General features: G+C 55.5%; 16 protein-coding genes and 1 riboswitch. Of the genes, 4 read left to right on the top strand and 12 right to left on the bottom strand.

The window, feature by feature from the left end:
* Positions 1–42 precede the first annotated feature (42 nt).
* Positions 43–1521, bottom strand: coding sequence for an NAD-dependent succinate-semialdehyde dehydrogenase (locus E8M78_RS01525; protein WP_137133381.1), 1479 nt, complete (start codon positions 1519–1521; stop codon positions 43–45).
* Positions 1522–1524: 3 nt separating this feature from the next.
* Positions 1525–2805: a 4-aminobutyrate--2-oxoglutarate transaminase gene (locus E8M78_RS01520; protein WP_137133380.1), complete on the bottom strand. Its 1281-nt coding sequence runs from the start codon at positions 2803–2805 to the stop codon at positions 1525–1527.
* A gap of 105 nt (positions 2806–2910) precedes the next feature.
* Between E8M78_RS01520 and E8M78_RS01515 the strand changes: the two genes are divergently transcribed.
* Complete coding sequence (locus tag E8M78_RS01515; protein ID WP_137133379.1) at positions 2911–3771, top strand: MerR family transcriptional regulator; 861 nt, start codon at positions 2911–2913, stop codon at positions 3769–3771.
* 80 nt (positions 3772–3851) lie between these two features.
* Here E8M78_RS01515 and E8M78_RS01510 read toward each other — a convergent pair whose 3' ends face one another.
* The 5 genes from E8M78_RS01510 to E8M78_RS01490 form a co-directional block, all read right to left on the bottom strand.
* Positions 3852–4895, bottom strand: a complete 1044-nt coding sequence (locus tag E8M78_RS01510; RefSeq protein ID WP_137133412.1) for a sulfate/molybdate ABC transporter ATP-binding protein — start codon at positions 4893–4895, stop codon at positions 3852–3854.
* Between the two features lie 10 nt (positions 4896–4905).
* Positions 4906–5763, bottom strand: a complete 858-nt coding sequence (cysW, locus tag E8M78_RS01505) for a sulfate ABC transporter permease subunit CysW (RefSeq protein WP_062556393.1) — start codon at positions 5761–5763, stop codon at positions 4906–4908.
* On the bottom strand, positions 5756–6613 hold the full coding sequence (gene cysT, locus E8M78_RS01500) for a sulfate ABC transporter permease subunit CysT (RefSeq protein WP_137133378.1): 858 nt from the start codon (positions 6611–6613) through the stop codon (positions 5756–5758). Before cysT ends, cysW begins: the two co-directional genes overlap by 8 nt.
* Positions 6614–6627: 14 nt before the next feature.
* On the bottom strand, positions 6628–7653 hold the full coding sequence (locus E8M78_RS01495; protein WP_137133377.1) for a sulfate ABC transporter substrate-binding protein: 1026 nt from the start codon (positions 7651–7653) through the stop codon (positions 6628–6630).
* A 203-nt stretch (positions 7654–7856) separates the two neighbouring features.
* Complete coding sequence (locus tag E8M78_RS01490; protein WP_246658188.1) at positions 7857–8303, bottom strand: YqaA family protein; 447 nt, start codon at positions 8301–8303, stop codon at positions 7857–7859.
* Between the two features lie 121 nt (positions 8304–8424).
* Between E8M78_RS01490 and E8M78_RS01485 the strand changes: the two genes are divergently transcribed.
* Entirely contained in the window at positions 8425–8775 is a 351-nt protein-coding gene (locus E8M78_RS01485; protein WP_137133376.1) for a DUF393 domain-containing protein, read from the top strand.
* A gap of 103 nt (positions 8776–8878) precedes the next feature.
* Positions 8879–9766, top strand: coding sequence for an aldo/keto reductase (locus tag E8M78_RS01480; protein ID WP_137133375.1), 888 nt, complete (start codon positions 8879–8881; stop codon positions 9764–9766).
* A gap of 53 nt (positions 9767–9819) precedes the next feature.
* Here E8M78_RS01480 and E8M78_RS01475 read toward each other — a convergent pair whose 3' ends face one another.
* The 3 genes from E8M78_RS01475 to E8M78_RS01465 all read right to left on the bottom strand — a co-directional run bounded on the left by E8M78_RS01475 (position 9820) and on the right by E8M78_RS01465 (position 12828).
* A complete protein-coding gene (locus E8M78_RS01475) occupies positions 9820–10500 on the bottom strand; it encodes an energy-coupling factor ABC transporter permease (RefSeq protein ID WP_137133374.1) in 681 nt (226 codons plus the stop codon).
* A 50-nt stretch (positions 10501–10550) separates the two neighbouring features.
* Positions 10551–10756: riboswitch (cobalamin riboswitch) on the bottom strand.
* A 69-nt stretch (positions 10757–10825) separates the two neighbouring features.
* Positions 10826–12172, bottom strand: coding sequence for a histidine kinase dimerization/phospho-acceptor domain-containing protein (locus E8M78_RS01470; protein WP_137133373.1), 1347 nt, complete (start codon positions 12170–12172; stop codon positions 10826–10828).
* Positions 12169–12828, bottom strand: a complete 660-nt coding sequence (locus tag E8M78_RS01465) for a response regulator transcription factor (protein WP_137133372.1) — start codon at positions 12826–12828, stop codon at positions 12169–12171. The genes E8M78_RS01470 and E8M78_RS01465 overlap by 4 nt, the downstream gene beginning before the upstream one ends.
* 159 nt (positions 12829–12987) lie before the next feature.
* Here E8M78_RS01465 and E8M78_RS01460 point away from each other — a divergent pair, with 159 nt between their 5' ends.
* Positions 12988–13254 carry a PepSY domain-containing protein gene (locus E8M78_RS01460; RefSeq protein ID WP_137133371.1) on the top strand — a complete coding sequence of 89 codons (267 nt, stop codon included), beginning with the start codon at positions 12988–12990 and terminating at the stop codon, positions 13252–13254.
* A 55-nt stretch (positions 13255–13309) separates the two neighbouring features.
* Here the strand turns inward: E8M78_RS01460 and E8M78_RS01455 are convergent, their stop codons facing one another.
* Both E8M78_RS01455 and E8M78_RS01450 read right to left on the bottom strand, forming a co-directional pair.
* Complete coding sequence (locus E8M78_RS01455; RefSeq protein ID WP_137133370.1) at positions 13310–13696, bottom strand: diacylglycerol kinase; 387 nt, start codon at positions 13694–13696, stop codon at positions 13310–13312.
* A complete protein-coding gene (locus tag E8M78_RS01450) occupies positions 13683–15302 on the bottom strand; it encodes a phosphoethanolamine--lipid A transferase (RefSeq protein WP_137133369.1) in 1620 nt (539 codons plus the stop codon). Before E8M78_RS01450 ends, E8M78_RS01455 begins: the two co-directional genes overlap by 14 nt.
* Positions 15303–15485 lie beyond the last annotated feature (183 nt).

The raw sequence follows: 15485 nt of genomic DNA, 5'->3' as shown, positions 1-15485 counted from the left end.
CGCCATCACCGTTTCCAATTTAGATACAGTGAGGGCCGGTGGTCATATGGAGACGCAGAGATATTTGATTTCGAGATAGTCCTCGATGCCGTATTTCGAGCCTTCACGCCCCTGTCCGGACTGTTTGATGCCTCCAAAAGGAGCAACTTCTGTGGAAATCAATCCGGTATTGATGCCAACCATTCCATATTCCAAGGCTTCTGCCACACGGAAAACCTTGGATAGATCCTTGGCATAGAAGTAGGAGGCCAAACCGAACTCGGTATCGTTTGCAAGCTCGACCACCTCTTCCTCGGTCTCGAAGCGGAAGAGCGGTGCGACCGGGCCGAAGGTCTCTTCCCGCGCGACCTTCATCGTCGATGTCACATCCGTCAGCACCGTTGGCTGAAAGAAGAGATCGCCCCGACCATCGCGTTTCCCACCGGTCGTCACGGTGGCTCCCTGCGCGAGAGCATCGGAGATATGTTCTTCAACCTTGGAAAGCGCCTTGGATGAAATAAGCGGGCCCGCCTGGACGCCTTCCTCGAAACCATTGCCAATCTTCAGCTGTGCTACACGTTCCGTAAGCCGGGCTGCGAACGCGTCATAGATGCCGGATTGCACATAGAGCCGGTTCGCACAAACGCAGGTCTGGCCGTTGTTTCGAAATTTGGAGACCATCGCGCCTTCTACTGCGGCATCGAGATCCGCATCATCAAAGACGATGAAAGGTGCGTTGCCGCCAAGCTCCAGCCCAAGCTTCAAAACCTGATCCGCCCCCTGCCGCATAAGGATTTTGCCGACATTGGTGGACCCGGTGAAGGTCAGTTTGCGAACTTTGTTGTTCGCACACATCTCCTGCCCAATACTCGCTGAATCCGTGGACAGGACGACGTTGAAAAGTCCTGGCGCCAAGCCCGCCCGTTGCGCCAGAACGGCGAGCGCCAACGCAGAAAGCGGAGTTTCCGCTGCCGGTTTGGAAACCATGGCACAGCCAGCCGCCAAGGCAGGTGCAAGCTTTCGAGCGAGCATCGCATTGGGGAAATTCCACGGCGTGATCGACGCCACGACACCAACGGGTTGCTTCAGGACGATAATGCGTTTGTTTGGCTGATGCCCCGGGATGGTATCGCCGTAAATGCGCTTTGCCTCTTCGCCAAACCATTCCACATAGGAAGCGCCGTAAAGAACTTCGCCTTTGGCCTCGGCAAGGGGCTTACCCATTTCCGAGGTCAGGATGATTGCCAGATCATCAGCATGCGCCACGATCAGATCGTAGAAGCGCCGCAATACACCGGCGCGCTCCTTACCCGTTTTCGCGGCCCACGCTTTCTGAGCCCTATGCGCCGCCTCTATTGCATTTGCCGTTTCCGCCCGCCCCATATCGGGCAATACAGCAAGCACCTCCCCAGTTGCCGGATTGGTGACTTCAAATGTTTCGCCTGTCTCGCTCCGCCCGATCCAGCAGTCACCGATCAGTGCGGCATCGACAAGCAAGGACGGATCTTTGATCCGTGATGAGAGCACGGAAGAGACCGACACGGATCAAGCCTCCGCCGCGCATTCGCGAAGCGTGGTTTCCAGAATATCAAGCGCTTCCGCAAAGATATCGTCCTGGATGGTGATCGGCGCGAGAAAGCGGATCACATTGCCGTAGACGCCGCAGGTCAAGAGGATCAAGCCCTTTTCCAGCGCCCGAAGTCTCACCTTGTTCGTGAAATCCGGATTCGGAGTGGCCGAGTGAGGGAGATTGAATTCGACAGCATTCATGAACCCAGGTCCACGAATATCCGCGATCTGCGGAACGGCTTCCGTCAGTGAGTGCAATCGCTGCTTCAGCCGCGCGCCAAGCTGGTCTGCGCGTTCGCAGAGCGCTTCCTCTTCTATCACATCAAGGACCGCATTGCCCGCGGCAATGCCGATTGGGTTTCCGCCATAAGTGCCACCAAGGCCTCCCGGCCCAGGCGCGTCCATGATGTCGGCGCGACCTGTAACAGCGGCGATAGGGAATCCGCCTCCCAGGCCTTTCGCCATGGTCGTCAGATCAGCATGAACGCCATAATGCTCCATGGCAAATAGCTTGCCGGTGCGCGCAAACCCGGTCTGCACTTCATCTGCAATCAGAAGGATACCGTGCTTGTCAGCGAGCTCGCGCAGCTTTGCCATGAACACGCGCGGCACTTCGTAAAATCCGCCCTCGCCCTGAACGGGCTCCACGATGAAAGCAGCAACCCGGTTCGGATCGACATCAGCCTTGAACAGTTTATCGAGAACACCGAGCGTATCTTCGACGGTTGTGCCGTGAAGAGCAACCGGAAACGGTACGTGAAAGACATCCGGCATCATGGCACCGAACCCCGTCTTGTAAGGCACCACTTTGCCGGTGAGCGTCATGCCCATGAATGTCCTGCCGTGGAACGCGCCGGTAAAGGCAATGACCGCTGACCGATTTGTGGCAGCTCGGGCAATTTTTACTGCATTCTCGACTGCTTCCGCGCCCGTCGTCACGAAGATCGTCTTCTTGGGAAAGTCCCCTGGTACGGCATCATTGAGACGCTCTGCCAAACGAATATAGTTCTCGTAAGGAATGACCTGATGGCAGGTATGAGTAAAATGCTCGAGCTGATCACGAACCGCAGCCATGACCTTCGGATGCCGATGCCCTGTGTTGACGACAGCGATACCCGCAGCAAAGTCAATATAGCGGCGGCCTTCCACATCCCAGATTTCCGCGTTCTCGGCGCGCTCTGCGTATACACTCGTGCTCACACCCACACCGCGCGAAATTGCGTCGCTGCGGCGAACCGCCAATTCCTGATTATTCATGCTGCGCCCCTCTTTGAAAAGAATCCGGAACGAGAAATTGCTCTCGACTAATTTCTTACATTTTTTCTGTAGTTTTACAATCGGTGTTCGACACATTATTGCAGCATGAACGGAGCAGAAGTTTTGAGCAGCGGCAAAGTGGATACAATCCTATTCAAGATTGCAGAGGCGGCGCGCATGGCGGGGGTTTCACCGTCGACCCTGCGCCTATGGGAAAGCCAAGGTTTGATTGAGCCGATCCGGACCGCGTCTGGGCAGCGGCTGTTTGACAGTTCACACATCGACCGTCTGAAAATGATCAGCTACCTCAGAACCGAAAAAGGACTGAACCCGGCGGCAATCCGAGAGCAGTTGAAGCAAGATCCTGTAGATGCAGACACTGACAGCGTCTCTAACGAGGAAGAGCTTCCTCCAGGCTCCAATCTATCGATTGGCCAGAAAATCAGACGTATGCGACGAGAGGCGAGCAAGACCCTGGATGCCGTGGCGCGCGATCTCGATATTCCGATTTCCCTTCTCTCGACATTTGAGAGGACATCGCAAGGGTTGTCGCTAAAAGGGATGCATGATCTCGCCAACTATTTCGGCACGACAATCACGTCCCTGAGTGGACAGGAGGAATCAAGCGGCGCGGAATCACTGATCCGATCCGGCAAATGGTCGACCTGGCCGACGACCTTTTCAGGAGTCACCATTCAGTGCCTGGCGGAAGGACGCAACCAGATGGAATGCCATCGGTTTGTACTAGCACCCGGCGCCTCGAGCGAAGGGGCCTACAGGCATCCGGGTGAGGAGTTTCTACATATTCTCAGCGGAAACCTTGAGATTATGCTGGATGGTTCAAACTTCTTTGAACTTGCGGCGGGCGACAGCTTTTATTTCGAAAGCACACGCCTACACTCATGGAGAAACATCCATGACGGTGAAACGGTGCTGATCTGGGTCAATACACCGCCCACCTTCTGATAGTTCATCTCATCGTTTCAAGCCGAATGCCCCGAAGGTCATTGCGAGAGAATGCGCCTCACAGCCTCTCGCGAACCAGTTCAAACGCTTCTGGAAAACAGCTGCCAATGCTTGGGCCGAAAGTTAATCTGGCTCCTCAAGGCAGCCGGGTGATCGACGGGCACATCGACTTCCACCCGGTACTGGCTGCCGCCTAGCTCAAGTTCCAGACGGCGGGCGCCGGCAAGCCGTCGGCTACCGACCACGACACCATCAAAGCAACCGCCACAGCCACTGAGGAATTCAATGTCGTGCGGACGGAAAAACAGCGATGACGGACCTTCGGCTGCGCCATCGGCCTTCAGGCCGACCGTGCGATCGTCAAGCCACACCTCTCCATTTTCAACACGAACCGGCAATTCCGATGCCTCACCGATGAAGCGATGCACGAAGGGAGAGCCGGGCTTGTCGTAAACATCGTCTGCTGATCCAACTTGCTCAATCTTGCCCTGGCTCATCACCACGACGCGATCGGCCAATTCCAGAGCTTCTTCCTGATCATGGGTAACGAACACGGTCGTATGGCCCGTCCGATCGTGGAACTCGCGGAGCCATTTACGCAGCTCCTTGCGAACTTTGGCATCCAATGCGCCAAAAGGCTCGTCCAGCAGAAGAACCCGCGGCTCGATTGCCATGGCACGCGCCAGAGCAACGCGCTGGCGCTGACCGCCAGACAACTGGTTGGGATAGCGCTTTTCCAGGCCCGAAAGCTGCACCATCTCAAGGAGGTCGGCAACACGCTTGCGGATCTCGGCCTTTGGGGGACGCGTTGAGGACGGACGAACATTCAAACCGAACGCGATATTATCAGCCACCGTCATATGCCGAAACAGCGCGTAATGCTGGAAGACAAATCCGATGTTGCGCTCCTGAACGCTCTTATGGGAGGCGTCCTCTCTACCGAACAGAATTTTCCCGTTCGTAGGTTGATCGAGTCCAGCGATGAGGCGCAAAAGCGTGGTCTTTCCGGAACCTGACGGACCAAGCAGGGCAATCAGTTCACCGGAGCGAATATCGAGAGAAACATCGTTGAGAGCCGGAAACCGGGCAAATTCCTTGGTGACGTTTGATACGGTTACTTCCATCATTATGCCCTTAATGTCGACCGCCGGCATTACCAGCGCCAAATCGTATTTCCAGAAGCGTCTTCAGCGCGAGCGTCACGAGTGCGAGCGCTGCCAGCAGGGAGGCAACCGCAAAGGCGGCCGCCATATTGTATTCATTGTAGAGGATTTCCACGTGCAGAGGCATCGTGTTGGTCAGTCCGCGAATATGGCCAGACACAACAGACACCGCACCGAATTCCCCCATGGCGCGCGCATTACAAAGAAGGACGCCGTAGAGCAGACCCCACTTGATGTTTGGAAGCGTAACGTACCAGAAGGTTTGCCAGCCGGAAGCGCCAAGAGAAAGTGCTGCTTCCTCATCTCCCGATCCCTGGTCCTGCATCAACGGTATCAGTTCGCGTGCGACAAATGGGAATGTCACGAACACCGTCGCCAGCACAATACCTGGAACAGCAAAGAGGATTTCGATCCCATAGCTCTTCAAGATAGGTCCCAGCACACTATGGCTTCCAAAAAGAAGCACATAAACCAGACCCGAAATGACCGGCGAGATCGAAAACGGCAGATCGATGAGTGTTATGAGGAAAGCTTTTCCCTTGAACTCGAACTTTGCGATCGCCCAGGCCGCAGCAACGCCGAACACGAGGTTCAAAGGAACCGCTATTGCTGCAACGAGAAGCGTCAGCCGGATGGCCGCAGCGGCATCCGGCTCCACCAAAGCTTCCCAATAGCTGGCAGCACCGTTGCGGAAGGCCTCGATGAACACGGCGACCAGCGGCAGGAAGAGAAAGAAGGCGAGATACAGTCCGCCAATCGATGTCAGGACGATCTTGGTTCCGATCCTCTCGTCGACAGGATTGACGAAGCGAGTTGCGCGATCAGCCATTGCCGTACCTCCCCCTGCTCCACGACTGGATCAGATTGATGATCAAAAGCATGGCAAATGAGATAACCAGCATGATTGTCGCAATCGCCGTCGCACCAGCATAATTGAACTCTTCCAAGCGGATCACGATCAACAATGGAGCGATCTCGGAAACGTAAGGGATGTTTCCGGCAATAAAGACGACCGAACCGTATTCGCCGACACCGCGCGCAAAGGCCAGAGCGAAACCCGTCATGATCGCGGGAAGAAGGCTGGGCAACAAGACCTTGAAGACGGTCTGAAAACGGTTCGCACCAAGCGTGGCTGCAGCCTCCTCGACCTCGCGATCAATCTCTTCCATCACCGGCTGCACCGTACGGACCACAAACGGCAGACCGATGAAGATCAGTGCTATCGTGATACCAATCGGTGTGTAGGCGATACGGATATCGAAGGGCGTGAACCATGCGCCTATCCATCCTTTCGGCGCATAGAGCGCACTCAGTGCAATGCCTGCGACCGCCGTCGGCAAGGCGAACGGAAGATCCACCATCGCATCGATCAGGCGACGGCCAGGGAAATCGTACCGAACCAAAACCCAACAGATCAAAACGCCGAAGACGACATTGATCAGGGCTGCGATCAGCGCAGTTCCGAAGCTGATCTTGAGGGCTGCCAGTGTCCGCTCATCCGTCAGGATGGACAGAAATTCGGATGCCGAGAGCGAGCTGGCGCGGAATATGAGCCCGGCAAGCGGTATCAGGATGATGAGGCAGAGGTAGGCGAGCGAAAAGCCGAGGGTCAACCCAAAACCTGGGATGATGCTCGGCTCCTTCAATCGCCACCGCGTCGAAGCGGTGGTTGATGTCATATCAGGTGCACTCCTCAGCGTGCCGGCTTATAGATCTGGTCGAAGATACCGCCATCACCAAAGTGCTCAGGCTGCGTTTTCTTCCAACCACCGAACTGCGGATCATCAATGGTGACAAGCTTGATGTCTGGCAAGGCCTTCAGTAGTTCCGGCTTTACGACCGCACGGTTCGCTGGGCGATAGAAGTGTTTCGCCGCAAGGTTCTGACCCTCATCGGAATACAGGTAGTTCAGGTAAGCTTCAGCGACCTTGCGTGTTCCCTTGGCATCCACATTGGCGTCAACCACAGCAACCGGCGGCTCTGCAAGGATGGAGATGGGCGGCACGACGATTTCAAATGCATCCTTGCCGAATTCTTCACCAGCGAGAAAGGCTTCGTTTTCCCACGCCAGCAGAACATCGCCGATCTCGCGCTGCGCAAAGGTGACCGTCGAGCCGCGGGCGCCGCTATCCAGCACTGGAGCACGCTTGTATAGATCTGCGATGTAAGCCTTGATCTTGGCCTGGTCGCCCTTGAACTCCTCGTTCGCCCAAGCCCATGCCGCGAGGTAGTTCCAGCGCGCGCCACCGGAAGTCTTCGGGTTTGGCGTAACGATCTTCACGTCACCCTTGACCAGATCACCCCAGTTCTTGATGCCCTTGGGATTGCCCTTCCGGACAAGGAAAACGATCGTGGAGGTATACGGAGAAGAGTTGTTGCCGAGGCGAGCGCGCCAGTCTGGCTTTATCTTCCCGCCATTCTGCACAATGGCGTCGATGTCGCTTTCCAGAGCCAGCGTCACCACATCGGCTTCGAGGCCATCGATAACAGAACGCGCCTGCTTGCCTGAGCCGCCATGAGACTGCTGGATCGTCACGGTCTCACCCGCTTGCGCTTTATAGTGTTTGGCGAAGGCCGCGTTGAAGTCCTTATAGAACTCGCGTGTCGGGTCATAAGAAGCATTCAACAGTGTCGTGTCGGCATGCACGGCCGGTGCCATTAGAAGCGATGCAAGGACACCGGCTATGGCAAACCTCAGAGTGCAAATATTTTTCGACATGGCAACTTCCCTCCAGTTGATGGCTTAAGACTACCGAACGGGTCGACTTAGTCAACGAAGGTCCCGCTATTAAGAAATCTGTTTCACTTTGGCGATTAGCGCGGAGAAAGTCTGATCGACATCCAGTTCGCTTCACGCAAAGAATCGCCCGCCTACAGACGGTGATCTGGAATATTCTTGAACAGTCGAGACCGGCACATGCTTCAAAATGCATTGGATGCTAGCGCTGCGATGACGCAATAGCGCGCAAACTTTGCGATCGTAACGAAGATGATAAAGCTTGCCAGTGGTTCTCGTAGTATGCCCGCGACAACCGTGATCGGATCACCAATGATCGGAACCCAACTCGCCAACAGAGACCATCGGCCGTATTTTTCGTACCAGTGGCTTGCTTGATTGAGACCATCTTCGGAGACCGGAAACCAGCGCCGAGTACGAAAACGTTCGATCCCACGACCAAGCGCCCAGTTCACGACGGATCCTGCGACATTCCCGATAGTGGCAAAAACAACGAGCATAACAACCGGTTGTTCAGCCTGGACGACGAGGTAGGCAAGGAGTGCTTCGGATTGTGCTGGCAATATGGTTGCCGCGACAAAGGCTGTTGCCAACAGCCCGAGATAGGCCATCATGTCCGGTCTGTCCCGCATCCGCCTCAGTCTGGGGATCTCGTAAAGCAAATAACCTTCCGGGTCAAAGCGCTCTTCGCGTCCACATTGATCCGTCGGATTTCCGAGGGCGTAACTTGTTACAAGTGAAAGGTACGACGGAATGGATCCTCATCGTGTGACAGTTTGGTTCGACAGCGGATGTCCGCTTTGCCGTCGCGAAATTGCGCTGATGCGAAAGCTGGACCGCGATAATGCGATCCGCTTCGTAGACATTTACGATGCATCGGCCAGTTGCCCGGTTGATCGTGCTGAGGCACTGGCACGGTTCCATGCGGAAGAAAATGGCAAGCTTTATGTCGGTGCCCATGCGTTTGCGGCAATGTGGCGTGCAATCCCCGCGCTCCGCCCACTCGGACTCGTGGCAGGGTGGGCGCCTTTGATTCCCCTTTTCGACTTACTTTATCGTGCCTTTTTGCGCATCAGACCACGCCTGCAACGACTGTTTCGGTAAGCGCTGCCATTCTTCCATCACCGCTTCGACAATATCACAAAGTTAAGATAAACCGCGTGGCAGCGGCGGGCTGCAGCCCGTGATTTTGCGAGAAAGGAAGCAGATGCAGCGCGTTGAAATTCAGTTCGGATTGGATTTTTCAAGAATCGTCTATGGCATGTGGCGACTAGCCGATGATCAGGATGTGTCCGCAAACCATATCATTGCCAAGGTGGAAGCGTGCCTTGAGCAGGGTATTACCACTATGGATCATGCGGATATCTACGGCGGATACACCGTTGAAGGCCATTTTGGCAGAGCGTTGAAAGGCACCGGGCTTCGAGACAAGATCGAAATTGTTACAAAATGCGGCATTGTCGCACCCACGGGAGATTACGCCGGGGCAAGGCTGAAGCATTATAATACCTCAGCACAGCACATCAGCGCGTCCGTAGACAGATCTCTGCGTCTCCTGGGCACGGATCACATCGATCTTTTGCTGATCCACCGTCCCGATCCGTTCATGGATTTTACGGAAACCGGCGGCGCTCTCGATGCCGCCGTCTCGTCCGGCAAAGTTAGGGCCGTTGGCGTTTCGAATTTCCGCCCCTGGGATCTCGCAACGCTGCAATCGCGCATGCAGACGAAACTGGTGATCAACCAGATCGAACTGAGCCTTTTGGCGCGCGACCCATTCACGAACGGTGATCTGAGTTCGATGACACGCGACAAGGTCCGGGCAATGGCATGGTCACCTCTCGGTGGTGGTCGCCTTTTCGCAAATGATACCGACCTCGGCAGGACGCTGGATCGCATCGCAGCCGAACAAGGCGTGGATCGCACCGCCGTTGCCATCGCGTGGCTGCTCGCACATCCGGCAAGTATTCTGCCCGTCATGGGTACGAACAATATCGCACGCATTCGCCAGATTGGCGATGCGATGAAAGTCAAGCTATCGCGGGAAGACTGGTTCGAACTCTATTCTGCGGCGGAAGACCGCGACGTTCCATAACCTCTTGAAGATCGGCGGCCTGAAATCAGGCCGCCGGCCAAAAGATCACAGCGTCACGCCGCCTGATGCAGACGACGGCTGAAAATCGGGCCCTCGCTGTATTTGCGCAAGGATTTCGCCGCTGCAAGCACTGCCAGATCGACCAACGGCTCAATGAGGATAACGCTCATATAGGCCACGCCGAAACTTCCGATGCTCACAAGATTTTCGACCGTGAACCCGTGGCCATAGAGCGCCCAGAAGGCCACCCAAGCAACAATACCACCCTGATAGGCGGTAGACAGGGTGAATGCCTGACGATAGGTCACATCAACATAGGCCGTGCGTGCCGGAATAAGTTTGGCCGCGAGCTGGCTGATAGCCCATAGCGGAACCAGCAATGTAGTCACGTTCATGCCATACTGAGGAAGATCGAACGGCGAGAAGAACAGGCCCTGGATGAGGAGGCCGGCAGCAAGCCCGATGGACGCAGCACCTGCGCCGAACATCAGGAACAGGGTCGACCCAAGAATGAGGTGAACTTCCGAAATGCCGACCGGATGATGCGGCAGGACCTCGAAAAAGCCGAAGACGAGAACAGTTGTAATGGCGCTGCGCAAAGCGAATGACGCGACGCCGCCATCCCGACGAACACTGTCTGTTGCCATTTTGGCTGTCAGTCCCAGCGCGGCCAAAGCTGTCGCGTAGCTGAGCACGATTTTTGCGCCGTCAACGACGCCCGGTTCAATATGCATATCTGCCTCCCCGCGCCCACCGCGCGGTCGATTGGTGTGTCATACTCGGACGAATGTCCGTCTTCGATGGCAGGTCTCCTGGCTTGCGATTCGCAGCTTCACCCCCCTTCCCGGCCCTGACGCCAGTGGATAACGGATGTCGCTCTTCGCCTACAGTTGCGGGGGCAGCCGTGGCATTGGCAACTTGCGTTGCATCACCACATTCCCTTTTCACCGGTTGCTTCATGGGGCAACCGAGACCATCACAATAAAGCCTAAGACTGTTTTTATGCGCAGCGCAATCCCGTTCACGGTCATTTCGCGGGAAAACAACTGTGAGACAGAATCACGGGCCGGGAAATACGATGCTAGCATCGAAACGAGACTGGTCGGGCGCAAGCGGCGTGACAGTCAGTTCAAGTCGGGCGCCCATCTGGGTTGCCAGCCGTTCCACGATGGCAAGCCCGAGACCCGAGCCGGGATGAAGAGAATGGCCGCGTACAAATCGCTGTCGCAGCTTTTCTACTGGAAGCAAGGTCTTGGGCGACGTGAGGTTCGATACGCGCAAGCCATCCGGTTGCAGGTAAATGTCAACATCCGTGTCAGGCGACCGATAGGAAAGAGCATTTTCGACCAGATTACGGGCAGCAATGGCAAAGGCGTCCGGATCTACTTCGCGAGAGAGAACCATTTTGTCAGGACGATGGTAATGAAGAACGGAGCCGCTTTGGCTGTTGCGCAAGAATTCTTCCATCACGATGTCGAGGATCGTCGACAGATCCGAACTGACCGCAGACTTACCGATGCCCGCATCGGCACGCGCAAGCTGCAGCAGCTTTTCCGTCAGCACCGAGAGCTTCCTCAGCGCCGCATCAACCTGTCTGGCCCGATCCCGGGTCTGGCCATCCTCAAGCTCGGAAAGCAGAAGCTGGCTTTGTGCAAGTGCTCCTGCAATGGGTGTCCGCAACTCGTGGGCGCTGTTGGCGGTCAAGGAGCGTTCTGCTTCCAGTGCATCGTCCACCCGCTTGATCAGAAGGTTGACGGACTGCTGGAACGGTTCGAGCTCGATGGGAAGATCCTTGAGATCGATGGGCGCAAGATTACCGCTGTCGCGCAGTCCGATAACGCGCTTCAAACGATCCACCTCGCTGACGTTTCGACGAACGAACCAGCTGACGGCGATCAGACTCGCTGGCAGGAGCAGGAGGAGCGGCAGCAGCAGTGCCGTACCGCCCTCAATCGAAGCCTCCCGCCGATGCTCGAGCGAATCTGCGACTTGCACGAAGATGCTGCCACTGACGGCAGCAACCGTGAATATACGTTTTTCGCCGCCACTCCAGAAGCCTTCCACCAGCGGTGCATCGTAAGGATCGGCGCTGACATTATGCGAATGCAGCAGCACGCGACCGGAGCCATCCCGAACCTGATAGGTCAAATACTCATCCGGCACGTTTTCGCGCAGCGCTGTCAACTTCCGGGGAGCGCTGGTATCCTCTCGAGTGTAGAGGTCATCGATGACGAGAGGTGCCAGTCGTTCTGCTGTCTCCTGAAGAGCACTGTCGAAGACCTCGCCCATTTCCTCCTGCATGACGGAGAAGGCAAGTCCTGCAGCCAGCAGCCAGAAAGCCAATAGGGTCAATCCGAGCGAAATGCGCAGTTCGCGTGCAATGCTGCGTGGCCTCGACGCACTCATTCAGCCACCCGGTAGCCGATACCACGAACTGTTTCGACAATCTCCTTACCTAGTTTGCGCCGGAGACGGCTCACATAAACCTCCACCGTGTTGCTTTCGATTTCCGCACCGAAAGCATAGAGCGCTTCTTCGATCTGGGACTTCGATACGATGGAATTGCGTCGCGCAAGAAGACATTCGAGCACCGCCCATTCGCGCGCGGAAAGAGAAAGGCGCTCACCGGTTTTTCCTTCAATGCGATGTTCGGACGGATAGACCTTAAAGCTGGCCAGTTCGACCATCGGCGTCTGACTGGCGCCGTATCGCCTGGAAACCGCATGGATCCGAGCTTCCAGTTCATCCAGGTCGAAGGGCTTGACCAGATAGTCGTCAGCACCTGCATTCAACCCTGCGATCCGGTCCGATACCTGGTCATGCGCGGTCAGAACGATCACCGGTATCATCTGCTTTTTCAGCCGGATGTGCTTGAGAATATCAAGGCCGCTTCCATCCGGCAGGCGAAGATCGAGTAGAACCAGCGCGTAATCAACGCCAGCCAGACAGGCAAGCGCACTCTCCTTGTCTTCCGCCAGATCCACTGCATGGTTGTGCCGGGTGACGTGTGTGCGCACCGCATCCGCCAGTGTTGCATCGTCTTCTACAAGCAGAATACGCAAGGGAACTTGTCTCCATTTCGACCACGCAACTGTCTTATCAAACTGTCGCCGAACTGAAATTGCCCGCGTTGCGATTCCGTGACGAATTTCTCCTGTTTTCAGGTGGATGTCAGCTGAAGAATGCAGCGTCACAAATGAATAATGGCTGGAGCAGATCACATGAAACGTCTCGTCGCTGTTGCAATTGTAACCTGGGCCGTCGGGACGGCGGCCGTTGCAAGCGAACGGTGCAACGTACCGATTGCCGATTGGCAACCACGCAAGGTTCTGCAAGCAAAGCTGGAAAGCGATGGTTGGAAAGTCAGATCCATCCGAAGCGAAGATGGTTGCTACGAAGCTTTCGCAATCAATGCAGAAGGGGAGAAGGTTGCCGCCTTCTTCAATCCGAAGAGCCTCGAGATCCTCGATACAAAGATCGAGCACTAGCCTTTGCCGACAATGCGGTGTCCGGCATCGACAGAATGACCATAGCAATTTCCAGTTAGCTAAAAATCGTTCGAACCGTTGTATCCAGCATCAAAATTCCCCAGGCGAGAAGCCCGCAGAAAACGGCAAATGAGCCGAGATCCTTCGCATGACGCCCGGTGGCTGAAAATTCGGGCGAGATACGGTCGATGATCTCTTCGATGGCTGTATTGAGCGCTTCCAGCGCAATGACGATCAGGAAAACGCCGATGAGAATCAAAAAGCGCTCAACGCCGGCGCCTATAGCGACGAAGAAGACAAGGGACGCCAGCATTGCGAGGCATTCGTGACGGAATGCCGCTTCTTGCCACAACCTTCTGGCACCTGAAACGGAATATCGCTGTGCCGCGAAAAGATGCTTTATGCCCGTTACCTTGCGCGGAATCTCATCAGGATTTTGCATTCGATGCCTTGCAGGAACCGTAAATGTCGAGCTTTGGATCTTTTACCTTGGTTTCCACATGCATCAAGCCCAGCACTGTATGAAAGAGATTGTCGTGCGAGACGGGCTCTTTTTCCAGCTTATCAATGCATTCCGACTCGATCCCCCGCCTCGCTTCCTCTCCCAGCCATAGAAGAAAAGGAATATGTGTCTGTTGTTCAGGCGCGACGAGCCACGGCGCACCGTGGAGGAACAGCCCCTTTTCACCCAGCGATTCCCCGTGATCCGACATATAGATCATGGACGGGGAGATGCGGCCCTGCTGCGCGCTCAGCTTGTCGATGATGCTCGCAAGGACATGGTCCGTGTAAACGATGGTGTTGTCATAGGCGTTGATGATCTCATCACGATGGCATTTAGAGAATTCCGAAGAGCGGCAATCGGGCCGGAAGATCTTGAACGCGTCCGGATAGCGGGCGTAGTAGGCCGGACCGTGGCTGCCCAGCTGATGCATGACCAGGACCGCATCTCCGTTGACAGTTTTTAGCCAGCCGTCGAGACGATCCAGGAGTATGTCATCCCAGCATTCGCCGCCGTTACAGAAGCGGGCGTCGTTAGAGTTGAAGAGATCGCTGTAGGGGATACGATCAGCCACACCCTTGCTGCCAGTATTGTTATCCAGCCACTCGGTCCGCACGCCTGCATGGACCAGGACATCCATCAGGTTTTCTTGCGCAAGAGCTTTCGCATGCGCGTAACCGTTCTGACCCAGGTTCGAAAACATGCAAGGGACAGAGATGGCGGTCGCCGTTCCGCAGCTCGTGGCTTTGGTAAAGTAAAAAATGTCCCGCTTTGAAAGCTCAGGATTCGTCGGGCGTTCGTAACCACCGAGCTGGAAGCTGGAGGCACGCGCTGTTTCACCGACGACGACAATCGTTACACGTGGCTTTCTCTGTGCAGCTTTGAGTGCATCTGCCACCTTCGCATCACGGCCAAGCGGCTTTACGACAATGTTCTTTTCGGCAGTAGCCTTGCGCACATAGGTCACGGCGTTAATCATCGGGAAAATAGGATTCAGCATCTCGAACCAATCGTGGTTCTGGCGCCGCGCAAAACTGTAGATCCCCGCATGGGAAAGCCCGGCAACGGCGAATATGATCAGGGATGGAATGATAACAGCCAGGTTGCGCACGACTTTGCTGAAAAAGTTCTGATGGCGGATCTTCACCCAAGCGATCAACAGACTGGGCAACAGCGCGTAGAGACACATGTGCAGCATGAAACCTGCGGTGATGAGATGGCTGGCTTCTGCAGTGTTGGTCTCCGCTGCATTTCTGATCATATCGTCGTCAATGATGACGCCAAACTGTTCCATGAACCAGGCGGACGAAGCAGCCGTCCAGATGAACACGATCAGCAGCGGCTTCATCAGATACTTGACCGAGAAGCTGACGAACAAAGCGACAAATGCAAAGGTGATACCAACGGCAAAGGCTGCGATGGCCAGGTTCTGCCCGGCCATGATATCAAATGTCTTTGCCCAGAATGTTCGGTTCAGGAGCAACAGAATATAGACCGAGACGATGATGCTCAGCGGGATGCTTCCCAGGATTGGGCGTTTGAACATCATAGGCTCCGGCTCTTTCGTTGTCGGTTCTGATCCAAAAGGTTCGACCAGTTTCAATGACCAGCACTGATAACCGAAGCTGACAGCAGCCTGAATGCGTAGATTTTGTGGCGTGCGCCAAGGTGAGCAGCCAACATCTGCACTGCTTCTCGAGAAAGAGACACCCGCGTCGGCACAGCAAAT

The sequence above is a fragment of the Rhizobium sp. FKY42 genome, assembly GCF_005222835.1.
GTDB lineage: Bacteria > Pseudomonadota > Alphaproteobacteria > Rhizobiales > Rhizobiaceae > Neorhizobium.
This window is presented reverse-complemented; position numbering and strand designations above follow the sequence as displayed.

What these genes read in the sequence shown, in the direction of transcription:
- E8M78_RS01520 (WP_137133380.1), bottom strand. Translation starts at nt 2,805, where the DNA reads ATGAATAATCAGGAATTGGCGGTTCGCCGCAGCGACGCAATTTCGCGC.
- E8M78_RS01515 (WP_137133379.1), top strand. Translation starts at nt 2,911, where the DNA reads ATGAACGGAGCAGAAGTTTTGAGCAGCGGCAAAGTGGATACAATCCTA.
- E8M78_RS01510 (WP_137133412.1), bottom strand. Translation starts at nt 4,895, where the DNA reads ATGGAAGTAACCGTATCAAACGTCACCAAGGAATTTGCCCGGTTTCCG.
- cysW (WP_062556393.1), bottom strand. Translation starts at nt 5,763, where the DNA reads ATGGCTGATCGCGCAACTCGCTTCGTCAATCCTGTCGACGAGAGGATC.
- cysT (WP_137133378.1), bottom strand. Translation starts at nt 6,613, where the DNA reads ATGACATCAACCACCGCTTCGACGCGGTGGCGATTGAAGGAGCCGAGC.
- E8M78_RS01495 (WP_137133377.1), bottom strand. Translation starts at nt 7,653, where the DNA reads ATGTCGAAAAATATTTGCACTCTGAGGTTTGCCATAGCCGGTGTCCTT.
- E8M78_RS01490 (WP_246658188.1), bottom strand. Translation starts at nt 8,303, where the DNA reads ATGCGGGACAGACCGGACATGATGGCCTATCTCGGGCTGTTGGCAACA.
- E8M78_RS01485 (WP_137133376.1), top strand. Translation starts at nt 8,425, where the DNA reads ATGGATCCTCATCGTGTGACAGTTTGGTTCGACAGCGGATGTCCGCTT.
- E8M78_RS01480 (WP_137133375.1), top strand. Translation starts at nt 8,879, where the DNA reads ATGCAGCGCGTTGAAATTCAGTTCGGATTGGATTTTTCAAGAATCGTC.
- E8M78_RS01475 (WP_137133374.1), bottom strand. Translation starts at nt 10,500, where the DNA reads ATGCATATTGAACCGGGCGTCGTTGACGGCGCAAAAATCGTGCTCAGC.
- E8M78_RS01470 (WP_137133373.1), bottom strand. Translation starts at nt 12,172, where the DNA reads ATGAGTGCGTCGAGGCCACGCAGCATTGCACGCGAACTGCGCATTTCG.
- E8M78_RS01460 (WP_137133371.1), top strand. Translation starts at nt 12,988, where the DNA reads ATGAAACGTCTCGTCGCTGTTGCAATTGTAACCTGGGCCGTCGGGACG.
- E8M78_RS01455 (WP_137133370.1), bottom strand. Translation starts at nt 13,696, where the DNA reads ATGCAAAATCCTGATGAGATTCCGCGCAAGGTAACGGGCATAAAGCAT.
- E8M78_RS01450 (WP_137133369.1), bottom strand. Translation starts at nt 15,302, where the DNA reads ATGTTCAAACGCCCAATCCTGGGAAGCATCCCGCTGAGCATCATCGTC.